The sequence below is a fragment of the Streptomyces sp. NPDC046977 genome (genome assembly GCF_040644455.1).
Lineage (GTDB): Bacteria > Actinomycetota > Actinomycetes > Streptomycetales > Streptomycetaceae > Actinacidiphila.
Genome location: NZ_JBEYWO010000014.1, coordinates 170,254 through 190,820, shown reverse-complemented (window position 1 = coordinate 190,820; position 20,567 = coordinate 170,254). Strand labels below are relative to the sequence as shown.

General features: G+C 69.8%; 20 protein-coding genes. 11 read left to right on the top strand and 9 right to left on the bottom strand.

Translation table 11 applies throughout. The features are described from left to right. Positions 1-23: 23 nt before the first annotated feature. Positions 24-1,256, bottom strand: coding sequence for an FAD-dependent oxidoreductase (locus ABZ883_RS22350; protein ID WP_360908619.1), 1,233 nt, complete (start codon positions 1,254-1,256; stop codon positions 24-26). A 120-nt stretch (positions 1,257-1,376) separates the two neighbouring features. Between ABZ883_RS22350 and ABZ883_RS22345 the strand changes: the two genes are divergently transcribed. Together ABZ883_RS22345 and ABZ883_RS22340 are read left to right on the top strand one after the other, a co-directional pair. After that, entirely contained in the window at positions 1,377-2,636 is a 1,260-nt protein-coding gene (locus ABZ883_RS22345; protein ID WP_360908617.1) for a cytochrome P450, read from the top strand. A gap of 265 nt (positions 2,637-2,901) precedes the next feature. Further along, on the top strand, positions 2,902-3,456 hold the full coding sequence (locus tag ABZ883_RS22340) for an HPP family protein (protein ID WP_360908615.1): 555 nt from the start codon (positions 2,902-2,904) through the stop codon (positions 3,454-3,456). Positions 3,457-3,523: 67 nt separating this feature from the next. Here the strand turns inward: ABZ883_RS22340 and ABZ883_RS22335 are convergent, their stop codons facing one another. After that, positions 3,524-4,375 carry an alpha/beta hydrolase gene (locus tag ABZ883_RS22335; protein WP_360908613.1) on the bottom strand — a complete coding sequence of 284 codons (852 nt, stop codon included), beginning with the start codon at positions 4,373-4,375 and terminating at the stop codon, positions 3,524-3,526. Positions 4,376-4,735: 360 nt separating this feature from the next. Between ABZ883_RS22335 and ABZ883_RS22330 the strand changes: the two genes are divergently transcribed. Further along, complete coding sequence (locus tag ABZ883_RS22330; protein WP_360908611.1) at positions 4,736-5,887, top strand: acyltransferase; 1,152 nt, start codon at positions 4,736-4,738, stop codon at positions 5,885-5,887. A 33-nt stretch (positions 5,888-5,920) separates the two neighbouring features. Here the strand turns inward: ABZ883_RS22330 and ABZ883_RS22325 are convergent, their stop codons facing one another. The 4 genes from ABZ883_RS22325 to ABZ883_RS22310 all read right to left on the bottom strand — a co-directional run bounded on the left by ABZ883_RS22325 (position 5,921) and on the right by ABZ883_RS22310 (position 8,468). Beyond that, a complete protein-coding gene (locus tag ABZ883_RS22325; protein WP_360908609.1) occupies positions 5,921-6,184 on the bottom strand; it encodes a hypothetical protein in 264 nt (87 codons plus the stop codon). After that, on the bottom strand, positions 6,185-6,352 hold the full coding sequence (locus tag ABZ883_RS22320) for a hypothetical protein (protein WP_360908607.1): 168 nt from the start codon (positions 6,350-6,352) through the stop codon (positions 6,185-6,187). 200 nt (positions 6,353-6,552) lie between these two features. Then, complete coding sequence (locus ABZ883_RS22315) at positions 6,553-7,341, bottom strand: alpha/beta fold hydrolase (protein WP_360908605.1); 789 nt, start codon at positions 7,339-7,341, stop codon at positions 6,553-6,555. Between the two features lie 248 nt (positions 7,342-7,589). Further along, positions 7,590-8,468, bottom strand: a complete 879-nt coding sequence (locus ABZ883_RS22310; RefSeq protein WP_360908603.1) for an SDR family oxidoreductase — start codon at positions 8,466-8,468, stop codon at positions 7,590-7,592. A gap of 860 nt (positions 8,469-9,328) precedes the next feature. On the opposite strand from ABZ883_RS22310, the gene ABZ883_RS22305 reads away from it, so the two are divergent. The 5 genes from ABZ883_RS22305 to ABZ883_RS22285 all read left to right on the top strand — a co-directional run bounded on the left by ABZ883_RS22305 (position 9,329) and on the right by ABZ883_RS22285 (position 15,748). Continuing rightward, the gene (locus ABZ883_RS22305) at positions 9,329-10,123 is read left to right on the top strand and encodes an alpha/beta hydrolase (protein WP_360908601.1); all 795 of its coding nucleotides are present in this window, start codon (positions 9,329-9,331) and stop codon (positions 10,121-10,123) included. A 242-nt stretch (positions 10,124-10,365) separates the two neighbouring features. Then, on the top strand, positions 10,366-11,625 hold the full coding sequence (locus ABZ883_RS22300) for an MFS transporter (protein WP_360908599.1): 1,260 nt from the start codon (positions 10,366-10,368) through the stop codon (positions 11,623-11,625). An 81-nt stretch (positions 11,626-11,706) separates the two neighbouring features. Then, positions 11,707-11,877 (top strand): 50S ribosomal protein L32, encoded by a 171-nt coding sequence (gene rpmF / locus ABZ883_RS22295; protein WP_360908597.1) that lies wholly within the window; start codon positions 11,707-11,709, stop codon positions 11,875-11,877. Between the two features lie 5 nt (positions 11,878-11,882). Continuing rightward, a complete protein-coding gene (locus ABZ883_RS22290) occupies positions 11,883-13,058 on the top strand; it encodes a GTP-binding protein (RefSeq protein ID WP_360908595.1) in 1,176 nt (391 codons plus the stop codon). A 2,384-nt stretch (positions 13,059-15,442) separates the two neighbouring features. Beyond that, the gene (locus tag ABZ883_RS22285; protein ID WP_360908592.1) at positions 15,443-15,748 is read left to right on the top strand and encodes a hypothetical protein; all 306 of its coding nucleotides are present in this window, start codon (positions 15,443-15,445) and stop codon (positions 15,746-15,748) included. A gap of 125 nt (positions 15,749-15,873) precedes the next feature. On the opposite strand, the gene ABZ883_RS22280 is transcribed toward ABZ883_RS22285, so the two are convergent. After that, on the bottom strand, positions 15,874-16,188 hold the full coding sequence (locus ABZ883_RS22280) for a DUF6416 domain-containing protein (protein WP_360908589.1): 315 nt from the start codon (positions 16,186-16,188) through the stop codon (positions 15,874-15,876). A 277-nt stretch (positions 16,189-16,465) separates the two neighbouring features. Between ABZ883_RS22280 and ABZ883_RS22275 the strand changes: the two genes are divergently transcribed. Further along, on the top strand, positions 16,466-17,290 hold the full coding sequence (locus ABZ883_RS22275; protein ID WP_360908587.1) for a S1 RNA-binding domain-containing protein: 825 nt from the start codon (positions 16,466-16,468) through the stop codon (positions 17,288-17,290). 68 nt (positions 17,291-17,358) lie between these two features. On the opposite strand, the gene ABZ883_RS22270 is transcribed toward ABZ883_RS22275, so the two are convergent. Together ABZ883_RS22270 and ABZ883_RS22265 are read right to left on the bottom strand one after the other, a co-directional pair. Beyond that, on the bottom strand, positions 17,359-18,204 hold the full coding sequence (locus ABZ883_RS22270; RefSeq protein WP_360908584.1) for a GNAT family N-acetyltransferase: 846 nt from the start codon (positions 18,202-18,204) through the stop codon (positions 17,359-17,361). 333 nt (positions 18,205-18,537) lie between these two features. Continuing rightward, positions 18,538-18,753, bottom strand: coding sequence for a tautomerase family protein (locus ABZ883_RS22265; RefSeq protein WP_360908582.1), 216 nt, complete (start codon positions 18,751-18,753; stop codon positions 18,538-18,540). Positions 18,754-19,087: 334 nt separating this feature from the next. Between ABZ883_RS22265 and ABZ883_RS22260 the strand changes: the two genes are divergently transcribed. Together ABZ883_RS22260 and ABZ883_RS22255 are read left to right on the top strand one after the other, a co-directional pair. Continuing rightward, positions 19,088-20,161, top strand: a complete 1,074-nt coding sequence (locus tag ABZ883_RS22260; protein WP_360908580.1) for a class I SAM-dependent methyltransferase — start codon at positions 19,088-19,090, stop codon at positions 20,159-20,161. Between the two features lie 100 nt (positions 20,162-20,261). Next, complete coding sequence (locus ABZ883_RS22255; protein WP_360908578.1) at positions 20,262-20,513, top strand: hypothetical protein; 252 nt, start codon at positions 20,262-20,264, stop codon at positions 20,511-20,513. The last annotated feature ends 54 nt before the right edge of the window (positions 20,514-20,567 follow it).

Genomic DNA, 20,567 nt, shown 5'->3' with positions numbered 1-20,567 from the left:
AACCTCCCGTTCCGCCCGGGAGTTCACCGTACGGACGCGGCCGGGGGGCGTTCGCGCAGGGCGCCGTACCCGAAGAAGTACGCCGGGAGCCGCCGCAGCCGGCGCGAGCCGGCGAGCGCGTTGGCCACGCGTCGACCGCGCGCGGCGCTGCCGAACGGCGGCTCGCCGCGCAGCACGGGCGCGATGACCCGGGCGTGGGCGATCCGCTGGAGGGTCTGGGTGGCGGCCGTGGTGGGCCGCCTGCGGCGCTGCACGGCGCGTACGTCGCGCAGGCCGACGCCGCCGCGGCGCAGGGGCTCGACGAGATGCCGGGCGGTGGCCACGGCGTCCTCGACGGCGAGGTTGATGCCGATGCCGAAGACCGGGGACATCGCGTGCGCGGCGTCGCCGATGCACAGCAGTCCGGGGCGATGCCAGCGGCGCAGCCGTTCCAGGCGTACGTCGAGGAGCTTGACCTCGTCCCAGGAGCGCAGGGCGCCGGTGCGGTCCCCCAGCCACGGCACGGCGGTGGCGTAGTCGGTGAGGAAGCGCTCCAGTCCGCCGGCGCGGCGCTCGGCGTCGCTGCCCTTGGGGATGAGCGCGGCGCACTGCCAGTAGTCGCCGCGGTCGATCATCGCGGTCAGGAAGCGGTCGCCGGCGCCGCCGACGAGACCGTGCGGGTCGCCCTCGTGCCGGGGCAGCCGGAACCACCAGGCGTCCATGGGGCAGTCGTAGCGGCGCAGGCCCAGTTCCGGCCGGGAGCGCGCCAGTGATCCCCGGCCGTCGCAGGCGACGGTGAGGTCGGCGCGCAGCTCGCCGGTGCGTCCCTCCGGGGTGCGGTAGCGCACCCCGGTGACGCGGCCGCGCTCGATGAGGAAGGAGGTCGCCTCGGTGTTCATCCGCAGGTCGAAGGACGGCTCGCGCCCGGCCTCGTCCGCGAGGAGTCCGAGCAGGTCCCACTGGGGCACCATCGCCACGTAGTTGTAGGGGCCGCGCAGCACTTCGAGGTCGGCGACGGTGACCAGCGACCCGTCGGTCCCGACGGGCAGCTGGAGGGTGCGCACCCGGCGCTGCGGCAGCGCCGCGAAGCGTTCGGCGAGACCGAGGTCGTCCAGCAGGGCGAGGGTCGAGGGATGCACGGTGTCGCCGCGGAAGTCGCGGAGGAAGTCGCCGTGCTTCTCCAGCACGGTGACCTCGATCCCGGCACGGGCGAGCAGCAGGGCGAGCACCATGCCCGCGGGGCCGCCGCCCACCACACAGCACGTGGTCCGTTCCATCGGCGCCCTGCCCCTCTCCGGCAGTGCACAGACACTGCCATATCGGTACATAATATTCCTATTGTGATCACAGCCTCGCGCGCCGGTCCCGACGCGCGAGCCCCACGTTCCGGAGGCACGATGAGCCGGCAACCGGTCCTTCTCCCCTACGCCGACCCGGCCTTCGTGGCGGACCCCTTCCCGTTGTACCGGGAACTGAGCCAGGAGGGCCCCGTACGGCGGGCCGTCATCGCGGGCGGTGTCGAGGCCTGGCTGGTGACACGCTTCGAGGACGGTCTCGCCGCCCTCTCCGATCCCCGGCTGAGCAGCGACGTCCGCGACGCGTCCGACCCCCGCCTCATGCGGATGCTGCCCGTCACGGAGCGCGAGTCGATGCTGAGCAGCATGCTGCGCTCCGACCCTCCCGACCACACGCGTCTGCGGCGGCTGGTCTCGAAGGCGTTCACCGCCCGCCGCATCGCCGAGCTGCGGCCGCGGATCCAGGAGGTCACCGACCGCCTGCTGGACGCGATCGTGCCCGAGGGGCGCGCCGACCTCGTCGCCGACTTCGCGCTGCCGCTCCCCGTCACCGTGATCAGCGAGCTGCTCGGGGTGCCGTCCACCGAGCAGGACGACTTCCAGCGGTGGACCGACGAGATGATCATGCGCGGGGCGGAGCCGCCGGACCCGGCGAAGGTCGACGCGGCCTGGCGGGAGATGCGCGCCTACCTGGTCGGCCTCCTGGACGACAAGCGCGCCCGGCCCGGCGACGACCTGCTCAGCGCCCTCATCACCGCCCGGGACGAGGAGAACCGGCTCGACGAGGACGAGCTGATCGCCATGTGCTTCCTGCTGCTGGTGGCCGGCTACATCACCACGGTCAACCTGATCGGCGGCGGCGTGGCGGCACTGCTCGCCCACCCGGAGCAGCTGCGCATGCTGCGGGACGACCCGGAACTGCTGCCCGGCGCCATCGAGGAGTTCCTGCGCTGGGACGGTCCCGTCAGCCCCGGCATCGCGCGCTTCGCGCGGGAGGACGTCGAGATCGCGGGCACGGCCGTTCCGCGCGGCGCGACCGTCCTGATCGCCTCCGCCATCGCCGACCGCGACCCGCAGCGCTTCCCCGACCCGGACCGGCTCGACATCACCCGCGGCGACAGCGCCCACCTGGCGTTCGGCCACGGCATCCACTACTGCCTCGGCGCCCCGCTGGCCCGCCTGGAGGGCCAGATCGCGATCGGCACGGCCTTGCGCCGCCTCCCCGGGCTCGCGCTCGCCGTGCCGCCGGAGGAGATCCGCTGGCGGATGGGCGGACTGCGCGGGCCGTCATGGCTGCCGGTCACGTTCACGGCCGGTGCCCCCGAGGAGGCGGGCCGGGAGGCCGGGGTCGCGGCGTCGTAGCAACCCCCACCGCCACGCCGGGGCATGCGGGCGGAAGTGCCTCGATAGGCGGTATCGATCAAGCGATAAAAAGCCGCATTTGGACACGCGGAGGGCCGGGACCTCAGGATTTTCTGCGTGCCCCACACCACGGACGACGAACCCGCCGTGTCCGGGAGTCGGGGCCGAATCCGAGGTGTTCCCGTGCTGCTCCCGCGCGTTCCCCCACCCTGCGCCGTGTCCGGATCCCGCCCCACGACGGGCCGCGATCGGGAGAGGCGGCGCCATGGCGACTAGCCCGCCCGAGACCACCGTGACCGCGCAGGCCCCGGCCCGCCCCGCGGACCGGGCGCCGGCCCGGTGGTGGCGCACCACGGAGCCGCGGCCGGCGCGGCGCACGGTCGTGTCGGCCGCCGTCACCACCTCGTTGGGACTGGCCGTCGTGGTGGCCCTGGGAACGCTCCTCCACCAGACGGTGCTGATACCGCCGCTCGCGGCCACGACGGCCATCGTCACGGCCACCCCCGGCTCGCCCCTCGCGCAGCCGCGCCACGTCTTCGGCGGCCACCTGCTGTCCTGCCTCGTCAGCTTCGTGGTGCTCGCCTTCGGCTGGCACGGCCCCTGGGCGGCCGCCGTGGCCTGCGGCATCGCCTGCGGGCTCGTCCTCGTGCTCAAGGCGGCCCACCCGCCCGCGATGGCGACCGCCGTCATGATCATGCTCACGAACCCGCCGGCCCATCTCTTCGTGCCCCTGCTCGCCGCCGGACTGGCCCTGCTGGTCATGGCGCAGATGGCCTCGTCCCGCCTGCAGCGAGAGGTCTACCCCACCACGTGGTGGTGAGCCACCGCGACACGGAGTGGGGCGGCGCACCTGACCTGCGGCCGCCCCACTCCGCCCCGTGTGCCGGTCAGCGCACCGTCCGCGCCGCCTGCTCGATGACGCGGGCGACGGCGTCCGGGTGGGACACGGTCACGGCATGGGAGGAGCGGACCGTCTCGATGTGGGCGTGAGCGCGCTGGGCCATCCAGACCTGCAGCTTCGGGGGGATGATCCGGTCGTTGGTGCCGACCAGGGCCCAGGAGGGGATCGTCTTCCAGGCGGGTTCACCGGAAGGCTCGTGCAGGGCCGTGCCCGTCCCCGGCCGCTGCGTGACCGCCATCAGGCCGGCGGTGCTCGCCGGGACGTCCGCGCCGAACGCCTGACGGAACTGGGACTGGTCTATGGACAGGTCCACGTCCTTGGAGCCGTCGGGATTCGTGATCGGGACGGGCCGGAGCACCTGCCCGATGACACTGCCCGGGAACTTGCCCGCCAGATCGTCGGCGCTCTCGCCCTTGTCGGGGAGGAACGCGTCCGCGTACACCAGTGCCTTGACCTTGTCGGAGCCCCGGGCGGCGTTGCTGATCACCGCACCGCCGTACGAGTGGGCGGCCAGGACCACCGGCCCGTCGACGGCGGCCAGCACATTCTTGACGGAGGCGGCGTCGCCGCTGAGACTCCGCAGCGGGTTGGCCGCGGCCACCACCGGGTAGCCGTCCTTCTTCAACTTCTTGATGACGCCGTTCCAACTGGAGGAGTCGGCGAACGCCCCGTGCACGAGCACGACGGTCGGCTTGACGCGCTGTGGGGAAGCGGCCTTCGCCGTGCTCGTCGCGCCTGCCGCATCGACCGACGCGGCAAGGAGGCCGGCGGCGGCCGCGGCCGTGGCCAGCACGACGAGCGGAGTACGGGCACGGGGGTACATCGAAAGACGGGACATGGGGGTCCTTTCCGAGCGGATGGTTCAGCCGTGCAGGGCGAACTGCCGGGAGGCCGCGGGTTCTTCGGATGCCGGCCGGGCCATGGCGTGTCGCGTCCCGGGCACCGGACGACGGCCTCGGGTCGGCAGGCTCTGCCCTGCTCACACCCCTTACGACAAAGCACTCGCCGAAAACGTGACATTCACTGCGAAAAGGTGTGCCGGACGGGCACTCGGGGAAAATCCGTTGAACCGCTCGGCCGCACACTACGTATCCGTCACTGCGGGTCGCGCCGGGTCGGCGGTGCGCCGCCCTGCGACAGAAGGGGCCGGACGATCTCAGTGCAGGCGAGCCGTCCTCCCGCGGGCAGCACCCTCGACATGCCACTGCCCGTGCCCGTGCCCGTTCCGGCGGGACAGGTGCGGCAGCAGCACGTGGCGGGCCTCGACGGCCTGCGCGGCCTGGCCGCTCTGTACGTGGTCCTCTTCCACTGCTGGCTCTACACGTTCCCGGGCTACCCCCACAGTTCGGCTCCCTGGTGGCTGGACGGGCTGATGTTCGGCCGGCTGGCCGTGGTCTTCTTCCTGGTGGTCTCCGGCTTCTCCCTCGCCCTGTCCCCGGCGCGCAACGGCTGGCGGACCGACGGACTGGCCCGTTTCCTGCGCCGCCGGGCCTGGCGCATCCTGCCCCCGTACTGGGCGGCACTCGTGATGAGCCTGCTCATCGCGTGGTTCGTGGTGCCTGCCTCGCATCTCGGTCCGCCCACGGGCGAGTCCGTCCTGGTGTACGGGCTCCTCGCCCAGGACATGGTCACCGCGCCGACACCGAACGGAGCGTTCTGGTCGATCGGCGTCGAGGCGGAGCTCTACCTCGTCTTCCCGCTCCTCCTCTTCGTGCGGCGGCGACTGGGTGCCGTGGCCCTGGTCGTCGGCGTGACGCTCCCGGTCGTCGTCCGCGGCCTGACGGCGGCCAACGCCTCCCCCGTGGAGGGCGACAACTGGCTGACCCCGCACCTCGCGCCCGCGTTCGTCGCCGGCGTGGCGGCCGCCGGGGTCGTCGCCGCATCGTCCAAGGTGCGGCGCCTGCCCTGGCATTGGCCGGCGGCAGCGGCGCTCGTTCCCGTCCTCGCAGTCGTCATCGCCAAGGGACCGGTGTGGACGGCGCACCACTACTTCTGGATCGACCTTGCCGTCGCACCCGCCATGGCGATGCTGCTCGCCGCGGTCGCCACGGGACGCCCCGCCCGTCTCGTACGCCTGCTGACCGCGCGGCCCCTGCGCGGCCTCGGCGGCTTCTCGTACAGCCTCTACCTCATCCATCTGCCGATCGTCATGACCGTCGTTCGCCGCATCGCCCCGCGGTTCGTGGCCCCCGGCCTGCCCACGTTCTTGCTCGCCCTCGCCGTGGCACTGCCCGTTTCGGTGCTGGGCGCATGGCTGTTCGCCCGGTTCTTCGAGACGCCGTTCCAGCGGCACCGTTCCTGGAAGTCCCTGCTCAGGTACAGCCGTTCCGGTGCGGAGGGGCGTGGGTGAGCAGCGCGTCGGCGGCACGGAACCCGGGCCCTCTCAGCGCGATCGGGCGGCCCGTTCGCAGACCGCTCGCAGCCACGGTTCCCTGACGGCGGGCATCCGCGCGAGCGTGTACCGGAACGCTTCCCTGGACGGCTTGAAGGGGTACCACGGGTACGGCGGCAGCGGATCGTCCCGCTCCACACCTGCCGGCAGCCCGCCGACCACCGGCAGCCGGGTCCGGTACGGCGGAAAGGCGAGCTCGGTCCAGAGCCCGGCCTCCGTGGGTACCGGCACCGCCCCGGTACGCGGCTGCCGCACCTAGCCGGTCTGCGGATGGACCGGGACCAGCACCAGCTCGGCAGCCGGCTCGCCGAACCCCGGGCCCGCCAGGTCCAACCGCTTCGCGCCTTCCCCGGCGGGCAACACCGCGCCGAGTGCCCGGCCGAGGAGTTCGTCCACCGGCCCCGGCACCACCTCGACCGGCACACCCCGGCGGCCACCACCACCCGTGCGAGAGCCACGCCCGCCGGGATGTCCCGGAACTCGCTCAGACGATGCCCCGGCGCGCCGGCACTCAGCAGCTCCGCCCAGTCCATGACCGGCCGCTCCGGCGGGCCGGGCAGCCGCACCACTGCCCGCGGGTCGACACCAAGCGGCGGTTCGGAGCGCAAGGGGTTTTCATGTGCTCAGGCCGAAGTCGGGTGCGGCGCACTCGTGTCGAGGCGGGCGAAGAGGTCGGCGACCAGCGGTGCCGCGTGCTGTTCGAGGTAGAAGTGCCCACCGGGGAAGGAGCGCGCGGCGAAGCCCGACCGGGTCACCGCGGACCAGGCGTTCACTGCGTCCGCGTCGACGTGCTCGTCCTGGTCGCCGTAGTAGGCGACGACCGGGACGTCCAGACTCCGGGGCGCGACATCGTCCCCGTAGCGGTCCAGGAGGCGGTAGTCGGCCCGGATCACCGGAAGGAACAGCTCACGGAGCTCCGGGTTGGCCAGGGCCTCCGCGTTGGTGCCGCTCATGGCGACGAGGTCCGCGACCAGTTCCTCGTCAGTCGCGTCGGCGAGACCCCGGGAGCGGGTCTTCCCCGGTCCGGGCCTGCCCGAGACGGACAGCGCCGCGAGTCCGGGGGCACGGGGACCCGCCGCCAGGCGTACCGCGACCTCGTATGCCACGGACGCACCCATGCTGTGCCCGAAGAACACCAGCGGGCTGTCGGCGAGCCTCGCGCATGCCTGGGCGATCGGCTCGGCGAGCTCCTCCATGCTCCGGGCCTGCGGTTCGGCGAAGCGGTCCTCGCGTCCCGGGTACCGCACGGCCAGCAGCTCGACGTCGTCGGGAACGAGCCCGGACCAGGGCCGGAAGAAGTTGGCCGAGCCTCCGGCGTGCGGGAAGCAGACCAGACGCAGCCGCGGGGCCGGGCAGTTCCGCAACTGCCGGAACCACGGTGAAGGCCATGTCCCATTGGCCGCGGTGTGCATGACATCTCTTCTCTGTCGTCGGCGTCGGAGGCCTTCGGCGTCCCGCGCGTCACACAGTACGGTGCCGGGTTTCCGAGGCTGCCACCACTGTGTCCGCCGAACCATGACCGCTCGCAGCAGTACGCGCCCCGCGAACGGGCCGTGGCCTCATGACCGATGGTGCCAACGCCGGAGACGGCGAGAACGCTTCGCGGCAGTGCGGCTCCCCAAAAGGGGTGGAACCGATGAGGCAGTCGGGTTCATCGGGCTCACGGTGGAGGAGGTTCGGCGACTCCTGGCCGGTTGCGCAGCGCTGCGGCGATTGCGGATCGCTGTTCTCGCATGACCGAGTAGGGCTGGCCGAGGGCGTGGCCGCCGTCGACATGAAGAATGTCGCCGTTGACATAGGCCGATTCATCGCTCGCCAGATACACGGCAGCGGCCGCGACGTCCTCCGGTTCGCCAACGCGCATAATCGGGCTGACTTCCTTCAGAAGAGGAAGAATTCTCCTCGAAACCTCCGCCAGCACCTCCGCGTCTTCGGACTCCTCGTCACCGTACCCTGCGACCTTGGCGAATATCCCCGTCGTGACGCCGCTGACGCTGATGGTGTTGACCCGGACCCCGTACTGCCCCATCTCCGCGGCCGCCCAGTTGCTCAAATGATGCAGCGCGGCCTTGGAAACGGAATAGTCGAGCCCCGTAATGGCCGCCCTCATTCCCGCGACACTGCCGATGTTGATGATGCTCCCCGAGCCCTGCTCCCGCATGAACCTGCCTGCATACTTTATCCCCAGCATCGGGCCGCAGACATTCACTTCGTACACGCGCCTGAAGGCGTCGAGGTCGATCTCGGTGACGGAACCAATGGTCGCCGGGGCCCCGGCGTTGTTCACCAATATGTCCAGCCCGCCGAAGCGGTCGACCGCCGAGCGCATCAACTGCTGGACGTCACTCTCGACCGACACGTCCGCCTGGACAAAGACAGCCGCTTCCCCCAGGCGTTCGGCTGTCGACAGGCCACTGTCCAGCCGGCGGCCGGACAAGGCCACCTGGGCGCCCTCGTCCACAAATCTTTGAGCTATGGCGGCACCGATTCCGCTTGTGGCGCCGGTTATTACCGCAACTTTCCCGTCGAGCCTTTTCATGTCCGCTCCGATACGCGTGTGTGGCCCACGCCCAGCGCGCCCATATCTGGCAATAGCTACGAAACTAACACGCATCTCCGCCAAAGGGCCGTACCGCAGCACTCACAGTCCCGCTCCGGCCAGAGCCCGCTGATCACGGTGTGAGGTCCCGAGTACCGCGAATGGTCCAAGCGTGCGTGCCACCGGACCCGACCCACTCATACGCTCGGGACGGGCATGTCGCCCAGCACGTGATGCCGCGACGTCGCACAGGCCAGTTGCCCTTGGCGTCAGTGCACAGAGGTCAGGAGCGCTCACGGACGGCACATCCCGCTGACATCCGTGTCCACGACTCCGCGCTGTGTGGTTCCGGGACCGAACTCCCCCTGAGGTGCGGCCCGATGGCCGCACCGGCGGCCGCGCTCAGGCCGTGGACCAGCGGTAGCGCTGTCCGCTCCTGCGGATGTGGGCGGCCTGTGCGCCGGGGGCTCGGTGCACCCCTCACCGCGGTCCCGGCCGCCGCCGAACGGGCCGTACACGCAATCCACCGCGTGCGAGACGCACTTGTTCGCGCGACGCGCCGAACGACTCCTCTCAGGACCCGGAGTCCATGCCTGACCACGGGCCCCGAGGAGCAGAGGGGGCCGGCCGAGCCCTGACGGGGCCGCGTGGGGCAGGCGCGCGTACCTGTCCGGACCGTCGACGGACGTCTGCCCACCCCACGCGAGCCCTTCCGGATCCGCGGACTTGATGGGGACTGAATCCTCAATGGAGGCACCACGCGACACGCGCCCCGCACCGTCAACGGCACGTCAAGTAGCCGCCCCTACGCTCGCCCACGATCACTTCAAGGCACCGCTGAATTGAAGGACGTGTAACGGATGACCACCACTCGCCGGACCTTGCTGGCCGGATCCGCCGCAATCGCGACCACCGGCCTGCTCAGTACCACAAGCGCGCAGGCGCACACCCGGGGGAAGGGACCCAAGCCGACCGTTGTGCTCGTGCACGGTGCGTTCGCCGACGCGTCCGGCTGGAACGGCGTCGCCACCCGGCTGATCCGCGACGGCTACCCGGTGATCGCGCCGGCGAATCCGCTGCGCAGCGTCTCCTCCGACTCCGCATACCTGCGGGGCATCCTGGCCACCCTGCAGGGACCGGTCGTGCTCGTGGCGCACTCGTACGGCGGGATGGTCATCACGAACGCGGCGGCCGGGAACACCGACGTCACGGCACTGGTCTACGTGGCGGCCTTCATGCCGGACCAGGACGAGACGCTGCTGGGTCTGCAGACCCGGTACCCGGGAAGCCGGTTGAACGAGGCCGCGCTGGACTTCCGTCCCTACGGCGACGGGCTGGTCGACGGCTACATCAAGAAGGAAGTCTTCCGGGACGTCTTCGCCGGCGATGTGCCGAGAGCCACGACCGAACTGATGTGGGCCGGCCAACGTCCGGCCGACACCCGCACCCTGGGCGAGCCCTCCGCTGCCCCGGCCTGGCGCACCGTTCCCTCCCACTATCTCGTGGCTCACAACGACCAGGTGCTGCCGGCCGCGGCCCAGCGCTTCATGGCGAAGCGGGCCGGCGCGCGCGTCCAGGAGGTCGGCGCCTCGCACGTCGCGATGATCTCGCAGCCCTCCGTGACGGCCGAGTTCATCAAGGGCGCCGCACGCTGACAAGCCCGAGGACAGCGGAGCCCAACGGCCGGGTTCGACTCCTGCCGCGAGTGGTGGGGCGTGGACCCGGCCGTGGCCTTCGCCGTTGTTTCAGTGGCGCCAGGGTCACAAGGCTCCTGCGGCACCGGGGATCGTCCGGATCTCGCCGGGCCGCAGCCGTCCGACGCTGCCCCACACCTGAACTGAGGGCCGTCCCATGCCGGCACACACGCCGACGGGCCCTCTTCCGGAAAGGACGAACGATGCATCAGCAGGCGTACAAGGGCCAGTGTGCCGCCGAGGAGGTCCGCCACACCAGGGCGAGAGCGCCGATCCGCAATCCGAGGCTGACCTTGCTCGCCCTGGCACTGGGCACCTTCGCCATCGGCACGGGTGAGTTCGGCAGCAACGGCATCATCCAGCTCTTCGCGGCCGATCTGCACATAGCGATTCCCGTCGCGACCTACGCGGTCACGGCCTACGCCGTCGGCGTGGTGATCGGCTCCCCTGCGATCATCCTCCTGGGAGCCCGGGTCAACCGGCGCACCCTGCTGCTCGGATTGATCGTGCTGTTCCTGGTCGGCAACGTCCTCTCCGCGCTGGCGCCGAACATCGCCCTGCTGGTGGCCTTCCGGTTCATCACCGGAAGTGTGCAAGGGGCGTTCTTCGGCGCCGGAGCCGTCGTCGCGGCGTATGTGTACGGCCCCGGAAAGAGCGGCACGGCGTTCGCCACGGTGATGGGCGGGCTCACCGTCGCCACCATCGTAGGCTCGCCGCTCAGCACCTTCATCGGTCAGAGCACCGGGTGGCGGGCCATGTACTGGACCGTGGTCGCCATCGGCCTCGTCGCCGGCGCCGCACTGGTCGCCTGGCTGCCGCGAACCAGCGACCTGCGCGGCAGCTCCATCACGAACGAGCTGGGCGCGCTGCGTCGCGGCAGCGTCTGGCTGATGGTCACCGTCGCGGCGCTCGGGATCTCCAGCATCTTCGCCGTCTACACCTTCATCGGCCCGTTCATCACCGATGCGGCCCTGCGCGACGCCTCCCTTGTCCCGATCGCACTCGCCGTCTTCGGCGTCGGCATGGGGGTGGGCAACTACTACGGCGGACGCGTGGCCGACCGGCACGAGAGCCGCGGACTCGTCTGGGGCTACGGCGGCGTCCTGGTGCTCCTCGTACTGATCGGTGTGGGCGGCAGCAACCTGACCGTCCTTCTGCCCTGTTTGTTCGGCGTCGGCGCCACCATGATGTTCGCCATCCCCACCATCCAGGTCCGCCTGACCGCCCTCAGCCCGGACGCCCCCACCCTCATGGGCGCGCTCAACCTGGCCGCGCTCAACCTTGCCAACTCGTTCGGCGCGATCGGTGGCGCCATCACCCTCGACGCGGGCTGGGGACCCCTGTCCACCGTCTGGGCCGGCTTCGCCCTGACCACGGCCGGTCTGCTGCTGTTCCTCGTGACCAATGTCCGGGGCGCGACCTTGTCCCACTCGACGCGAACGGCCCAGCCGACGGCACGCTGATCACTTTCGGTGGTGACCTTTTTTGGAACGGAAACCATTTTCATATAGCGTGGCCTCGACTTCAACGAGGAGTGATCTGTCGTGGCCGTACCGAAGCGCAAGATGTCTCGCAGCAACACCCGCCATCGCCGGGCCCAATGGAAGGCCACTCCCGCCGAGTTGGTCCCCGTCGTGGTGGACGGATCGGTGTACCGGGTGCCTCGCAGGCTGGCCAAGGCCTACGAGCGGGGCCTGCTCCGTCCGGAAAGCTGACGGGCGTGGCACACGATCGACTGCCGGTGACGGTGCTGTCGGGCTTCCTCGGCGCGGGCAAGACCACGCTGCTCAACTATGTGCTGCGCAATCGGGACGGCCTTCGTGTCGCGGTGATCGTCAACGACATGAGCGAGATCAACATCGATGCCGCGCTGGTACGTGGCGGCCAGGCGGCCCTGTCCCGCACGGAGGAACGCCTGGTCGAGATGACCAACGGCTGCATCTGCTGCACCCTGCGGGACGACCTGCTCGAAGAAGTGGCCCGGCTGGCCGGGGAGGGTCGCTTCGACTACCTGCTCATCGAGTCCAGCGGCATCTCCGAGCCGATGCCGGTGGCCGCGACCTTCGCTTTCCCCCGCGACGACGGCGCGACGCTCGGCGATCTGGCCCGGCTCGACACCATGGTCACCGTCGTCGACGCCGCGAACTTCCTGACCGAGCTCACAGGCGGGGACGGTCTCGCCGAACGTGGACTCGACCAGTACGAGGACGACGAGCGTACGGTCAGTGACCTGCTCGTGGACCAGATCGAGTTCGCCGACGTCATCGTGCTCAACAAGCTGGACCTCGTGGACGGCCGGGACGCCGACCGGCTCCAGGCCACGCTCACGCGCCTCAACCCGGCCGCGCACATCGTGCCGGCCCGGCACGGTCAGGTCGATGTCCGTGAGGTGCTCGGCACCGGGCGGTTCGACCTGGAACGGGCTCAGCAAGCCCCTGGGTGGGTCATGGAACTCAACGGGGACCATGTGCCGGAGACCGAGGAGTACGGCATCTCCAGCACCGTCTTCCGCTCCGACCGCCCCTTTCATCCCGCTCGCCTGTGGGCCTTCGTCACAGGCAGTCTCGACAGCGGCGCCTTCGGGCAGGTCCTGCGTTCCAAGGGCTTCTTTCGCCTGGCCAGCAGGCCGCAGGTGACGGGGCTGTGGTCGCAGGCCGGTTCGGTCGCACGGTTCGAGCCCTCCGGCGCCCTCGAGGCCGACTCGCCCCACGCCCAGGAGCTGGTGTTCATCGGAGTGGGCCTGCGCGCGGAGGCCCTGCACGCGGCGCTGTCGGCCTGTCTCATGGCCGACGAGGACGACGTTCCGGCAAGCGACCCGTTTCCCGAGTGGCTCGTCCACGAGGTGAACGACGCCTGTGAGCACGAGCCAGCAGGCCAGTTGACGCAGTCCCGTTAGATCCCGGGCCGGGCAGTGGTCACAGCCAGAGCACTGCCCGACCCGGCGCCGGACCGGTTCGTGCGGCGGACGCTGTTGTGCCACCGCGTCCTGATGCCAGTTCCGCTTCCGCGGTCGGCCGAGGCGTCGATACCTGCCTTACCCGCCGGAAGCCGGGCCCCGTCACCGCCGCCCGAACGGTCAGCGAGCGGCGGTGCGGCTGCGTGCCGCTGCCTCGTAGCGAGTGCCGTCGTGCTGTTGGTTGACGGACGGCCTGCCAACCCGCTCGCCTGAGGCCAAGTCACTTCTTGCTCAAGGCCTCTAACCCGCCGCGTTCATCACGTAGTTGATCGCGGAGACCACGTCATCAGCGACATGGGTGGGTTGTAGCCCTTCTCAGTCCGGGCCAGCCCATCCCTCACCCACACGTTCCCGAAGACCGAGGGCGTGAGCGCCGCCCGCAAGGTCGGCGTGCGCGACGTGATCGGCGTGATCGGCGTGATCGGCGTTTCACACCTGGGCCCGTCAGAGGGGCCGAGCCAATCGACATAGTCCTCGTCGCGGTAATTGGACTCGTCGGAGGCCGCCCGTGACCGCGGGTCCTACGTGTGGTGCGGCACACCGGACCCTGCCGGTCAGAAGGTCGGGCTTCGGCAGCCGGCGTCTTCATCCTCGCGTCGACACCGCCGTCGAAGCTCGTTCCTGGTCACCCAGTCGGCTTCTCAATGTGCACGCCGCAACAGGCAGGGCGATTCTTGCTGTGGGCTCGCTGTGTGTCAGCTCTTTTCTCCTGGTGAGCGGCGTCTGCCGCCCGCTACGAGCCCTTTCCTGGAGGTGACGTGTTGTCCCGAACAACCATGCCTCGGGTGCCCGTTCGGGGGCGCCGAGGCAGCATACGGATGTGGGCGGTGGCCGCGAGCGTGGCCTTGATGTCCAGCGCCATGACGGGTGCGGCGTACGGGGGAAGCGCCAATGGTGGCAAGGCTGATGCCGTGAAGCCCCGCGCTTACGCCGGTCTTGAAGACCCGTGCTTCCGTTTCCCGGAATTCCCCGGGTTCTGCCCGAGCCGCCCCGGTTACCCGGGCCGTCCTGGTCGTCCGGGGCCTCCCGGGCCACAGGGCCCAGCGGGGCCCGCCGGACCTGCCGGACCGCAGGGTCCGGATGGGCCAACGGGGCCCAAGGGCGACCCGGGAGATCAAGGTCCTGCGGGGCCGCCCGGTGTCGCTCCCGCTCACGGCTTGAGGGTCTTCGACGGCGACACTGCACTCATGGTGCCCGCCAACGTGACCTCGGTCTTTATCCAGGCCTGGGGCGGCGGTGGAGGCGGTTCCGGAGGCGACGCCTCAATGGCCGGGTCCGGTGGTGGCGCGGGAGGCTTTGTCTGGTGTGTCCTTCCGGTCCAGCCGGGCACTCTCGTCAACGTGGTCGTGGGCGTAGGAGGCCCCGGCCAACCCGCGCCCTCGAACGGCTTCGGGGGCACCCCCAGCGGGGCCCTCAACGGCCTTGGCGGCTTCGTGATCGCCGACGGCGGGACGGGCGGGAGATTCGTGACACAGACGGGTGGCGCGGGTGGCACCGCCAGCTGTCAGGGCAACGAGGGCACGGCCCGACAGGGCGCCAGTGGCGGAAACGCTCCGCAGCTGCCGACCCAGCCGCCCGGTGTGGGCGGCCGCCCGACAGTGGACGGCGTCGTGCAACCAGCGCCCTCGGATGCAGGCGTCGGTGGCACGGGCGGCGCCGGCGGCGGCGGCGTCACTACAGGTGAGGATGGCCGCGACGGATACGTGGTCATCTGGTGGTAGACCGTGTGAGGCCCGGCGCGCCATGTAGCGCCGGGCCTCACCGGGCAGGAGGCGGGAGCGCCCTCGGCGGTCGCGCCGGCCGGCGTCTTCGGCTTCTCACGGACCTCGCTGTCGGGGTACCGCTCGGCGACGGGCTTCGGCGCGGCGCTCGGCGTCGGGGCGTTCCATGGCTGCGTCGAGGACGTCGACCGGGCTCGGGTCCGCGTTCAGGGCCGTGGTGAACGAGACGGCCGACGACGCCTGATCCACAGGGCTGTCCACGGTAGGGGCGCCGTGTCCGGGCCTTGTCCGGACACGGTGTCCGCGCTGGTCAGGTGGAGGGCGGCGGACGCGGCCAGAGCCAGGTCCGAGCGCTCCGCGACGGCTGTCGCGACGAGCGGGGACGAGTGTCCGGGAACCGGGACGGACAGCAGCTGCCGGCGCCCTTCGTCATGTGGTAGCCGGACCGGCAGGCGGCGAACACCTGCAGGTCCTACTCCGACAGCCACGGCGCGGCGGCACCGGAGAACCGCATGCCGCGCTCGTTCATGCCGACGGTGACGATGCCCGCCACGGTGCGGGTGTCATCGAACCGGCAGGCAACGCTCATCCGACGCCGTCGCGGTGGTGGCCGACATTCGTTGTGAAGGCACCGACCCACACCAACTGGCCATTGTCGAGGCGCGGCTGACGCTGAACAACACGCTGGTGCGTCGCAACGAGGCGGCAACCACGGGCGGCGGCGTCAGCGTCGGCGCAAATGCCGCGGCGACACTGAACGACTCGAAGGTGCGCAACAACACCGCGAGCAATGGCGGCGGCATCAACCTTGACCCAGGAGGCTCGGTGACACCGATCCGCACACGGGTCCACGACAACACACCGAACAACTGCGTCCCGACGGGTTCTGTACCCGGCTGCATCGGCTGAAATCCCCCCGCACCCTCGCGAACACCTCGACCTGACCCGGACCCACACCGATCAGACGTATGCGCCGAAGGAACCGCGACCTCCCACTCGGTGTGCACCGCTTCAAGTCGTCAGCAACCGTACAGTCAGGCGGAGTTGCACTGAGCGGCCAGGAACACCGCTGCCACCGAGGGGCGGACTGCGTACGTTGCACCGGCGCTGCCCTCAGGAGCCTCCCACCAGTAGAACGGAAGCCGCCGCTCACTGTTGCCGTGTGCCTTGCTCATCCCGGACAGCACCCCTGCGACGCGCCGTGCCGGATCGCTCTCGTTCGGGCCGCCCAAGGCCTCGTCCACCAACTCCGTGCAGTGGATTCTCCTGCCAGGGTTGCACAGCAGGTGGTGGAACACCTGCCGCGCCTGCGGTGCGAGTTCGGTCAGGAACATCGCGGCGCGCTCCAAGTCCTCCGGGCCCCATTCAGGGGCTCCGTGGTGCCCCGCTTCCCCGGAGTGCCTGGTCCACAGTGGATCAGCCTCAGTCAGATACGCCGTCATGCCCGCCCCCGACAGTTCGCCACTCATACACGCGGTGCGAGCAGTTCAGCCGAGGAGAAGCCACAGGTCAAGAGGAGATCGGGACGCAGCCACAGGGCCCTCTCAAGCGCCTGTTCCACATTCCGCGGCCGACAGCGACCAGCCCCTGGGCTGATGTGCTGCTTCCCATGAGAGGGTGGTCGACATGAGCCGAGTCTCGGACGACGTGGCATCTCGTGAGTTTCTGGCGGCGATCCGGGTCGGCGACCTCGTCAGTGGGACCGTGACGGAGCTCGATCGATGGGTGTCCGTGACCCTGGACGGTTTCCCCGCGCGTCCGCTCGGGTTTGTGGGATCGCTCGACCGCGGCTGGGGCCGGCGGCGGGCAACGATGGACGTCGGCCGGCGGATCACCGCCGAGGTGACGGCAATCGATCTCGATCGGGGCCAAGCCTGGCTGTCCATGGCCGCCACGGAGCACCCCGAGCTCTGGGCATTCCTGAAATCCCTCCGCACCGGTGCGGTGCTTTCAGGGACGATCGCATCGATCGAACGGTTCGGTGTATTCGTGGCGCTGGACGACGGCCCGGACCATCCGCTCTTCCCCGGTGTCGGGTTCATCACGTACCCAGAGCTGTCCTGGTGCCACTTCGAGGCGGCCTCGGACGTCGTTCAGGTGGGGAAGAGCGTGTCCTGCGAGTTCCTCCAGTTCGACACAACCCACGGAGAAGCCCGGCTCTCCCTGCGAGCTACGCAGCCCGATCCCTTCCAGACGTTCGCCGACACCGCCATGGTGGGACAGACGATCCAGGGTGAGGTCACCAAGCTGGTCCCGTTCGGCGCCTTCGTCCGCATCACCCACGACATGGAGGGACTGGTCCCTCTGCGCGAGCTGGCATGGCCGCCTGTCGATGCTCCAGAGGACGTCGTCCAAGTCGGCGAGGAGATCGCAGTCGTCGTCACGGAAATCGATCGACGGCGACGCAGGCTGTCCCTCTCCCGGCGACGGGTATCTCCAGCTCTCAAGTAGCCCCACCGGCTTGTCGGCAGCGCCAGGATTCACCTGCCCAGGTACGCGCTACCGGGCCGAGCCGTGGCTCAAGCGAAGTCGAACGAGGCGAAGTCGGCGACCGGACGGTACCCGATGCGCTGGTAGAGCGCGTTGCTCGTCGGGTTCGCCAGGTCCGTGAACAGCACGACCTCCGCTGCTCCGGCGGCCAGCGCGGCTCGGCTCACCTCCGCCGTCACCGCGCCCGCGTACCCGCGACCGCGCAGCTCGGCCGGGGTGTAGACGGGCGCCACGCGGACCTGGCCCGCGACCATCGGCGTCACGCCCGCCATCGACACGGGGGTGCCGTCCGAGGTCTCCCAGAACGTGAAGCGCCGGTAGCCGGCCGACGGACCGGTGCCCCCGGCGGGGGCCTCTCCGGTCGCCACCGCGAAGTCGTCGTGCCACTGGGCCAGCCGCTGCTTGTCCTCGACGCCGGCGACGCGGCTGCGGCCCTCCGGCGCGGGCTCGGGCGGGGTGAACGTGCCGAGGCGGTACAGACGTCGCCGCTGGACGAGTACCGGCACCGCTCCGGTGCGGTGCCCCCAGGCCTCGGCGAACGCGACCGCCGTGTCATGCACCGCGGTGACGCCCGGCAGTCGGTGGCCGAGGTGGGACAGGCGGGCCGCGAGCACGTCGGCCTGGTCGACGGTGAGCTCGGTGAGGTTCAGTCGGCGGGGCGGCGTGCGGAAGAAGGCGGCGGCCACATCGCCCGCGTGCTCCAGGCTGCCGAAGACGGGGGCCTGGGCACCGTTCGAGGCCGCTCCACGCGCGCACAGGACCTCCGTCACCGTGAGCAGCAGCGTGTGCAGGGCGGGACGCGAGTGCAGGAAGTCCCCGGCCCCGGCAAGGAAGCCGTCGACGTCTTCGGTGAGCTGCCAGTCATCCACCCGCATACCCGGGACTCCTCACGGTCGGCGCACGACGGTGGCCCCGTCGCGACGGGGGAGACACGACGGAGCCACCACGGCCAGTGTGCGGCGACACTGCACGACACTGGGGGCAGTTCAGCCAAATGCCTGCTCAGCGTGGACTCGGCGGGTTGACGCCGCGGCCGACCCGAGCCGCCTCGGGCACTTCAGTACAGGCTTCTCCGGGAAGTGGACCCCGACCGCGGCACGTGGACGGGGGCGTCGGGGCATCGGGGCGTCCTGATCGGACTGCAGCTGGGCGGCCTTTTGATTCCGCTGTTCTTGGTTTACCTGGCTGATGCAACCAGTTTTCGATGCTCAACTTATTGACATTTTTTGCACATCCTCCGTCGTTACGGGGGTTCCGGCAATCCCCCAGGACCCGCTTTCCACCTCCTCGAATGTGACTACCACCACACTCCGAAGATGCTCTCCGCCTATTTCAACGAGCGCATCCGTCAGCTTGGATATTATCTCCCGCTTCTGGCGTTCGTCGTAGACGCCTTTAATTGCCTTCACTTGAATGAGTGACATGGAATCCTCCATAAGCCTGGAACACCACCCTAGGCGATGTCACCCGATGCGCAAATCGAGTGGCCTCAGCGTGAGGCGGTGTGCCGACCAGGACGGAACGCGCCGGAACCACAGTCTCGTTCGCCCTCCGAGACGTCAGCGCGACTGCATGTCAGCGCCTGTTCTTTTACATCATCGTGATGACCTGGTGATGGGGCGTGCGCGGGACGCATCGACACCTGGACATCAGGATCTGGCGCCCACTTCGACGTGCGGGAACAAATGCCCATGTCGAACACCGCTGTTACTGTTTCCTTGGTGTGGCAAATCACTGCACACGGAGAGGGTTGCGGTTATGACGCTGAGTTCTGAAGCCGTGGATCCGGAGCGGGTGATGGCGTTTCTTGGCCGCGTCGTTGGAGATGGTGCGGCCGCCGTTGCCGGACTGTCGACCTCAATAGGAGGGCGGCTCGGTCTGTACACGGCGATGGCGGGGGCAGGCCCGACGACCTCAGCACAGCTGGCCGAGCGGACCGGTCTTGTCGAGCGATACGTGCGGGAGTGGCTGGACACCCAGGTCGCAGGCGAGTACGTGCTCTTCGATGCGGAGGCACACACCTATTCCCTGCCGGCCGAGCACGCGGCGGTTCTCGCCGACCCTGCTTCGCCTGCCTACGCCGTGGGCCTGTTCGCCTTGATGAAGGCTCTGTACGCCACAGAGGAAGCCTTGGTGGAGGCATTCCTCGGGAGACAGGATGTGGGGTGGCAGCACCACTCCGATGCGCTTTTCGAAGGCGTTGCGGCGTTCTTCCGCCCCACGTACGCGGCATCGCTGGTGGATGAGTGGCTGCCGTCACTCGACGGCGTCGTGAACAAATTGGAGCATGGGGCGTCGGTAGCGGACGTGGGCTGTGGTTACGGATACTCCACTCTTCTGATGGCCGAGGCCTATCCGAAATCCCGTTTCCACGGTTTTGATTTCCACGAACCGTCGATCAAAGCGGCACGAGAACTGGCAACGGAGCACGGTCTGGCTGACCACGTGACCTTCGAGGCTGCAACAGTCGGCGACTCCCCGGGTGATCAATACGACCTGATCACCTTTTTCGACTGCCTCCACGACATGGGAAATCCCGGCGAGGTGCTGCACCGTGCCGAGCAGGCCTTGGCGAAGGACGGGACCTGCATGATTGTGGAACCGAATACCTCGCATCGGCCCCAGGACAGCATCAACCCGGTGGGCCGGGCGTTCGCGGGTCTGTCCACTGTCCTGTGCCTGCCGTCCGCGATGGCACAAAGGGGACCTCAAGCACTGGGCAACCACGCCGGCGAGGCGGCTATGCGGGATATCGCGAGCAGGGCCGGCCTGGACAGTTGGAGGCTGGCAACGGAGGGACTCATCAGCCGGGTTTACGAGGTAAAGCGCTAATGACCCGAATCGGGCAGTACCGGGTCTTGCTGACGCTCGATGCACGCATGGCCAGGATGCGGCTGCGCCATCTGTCAGACGGTCCCGGCACACTGGAGCCATGAAGCTGCCTCGCATCCCCTGCCCGACATGCGGCAGGCCCATCGCGGCCCGCCCGGTGGCCGGCACCCTCGGCCGGGGCCGGCTGTCGCGTCACGACGAGCCCGGGATGCGGTCCGAGTACGGCGGGGCTCTGGTGTCGTGCTCCAGCTCCCGCTTGGTCGTGAACCTGCCGACCGGTGCGCACCAGCTGGAACTCGGCGCCGACGTGGCCGCCCCCGCCGCTGAGGACCCGGCGCTGCCTCTCTTCTGACTGGCGCGGACGGACGACTCGGGGCTACCGGCCGCGCTGGAGGGCCCGCGGCAT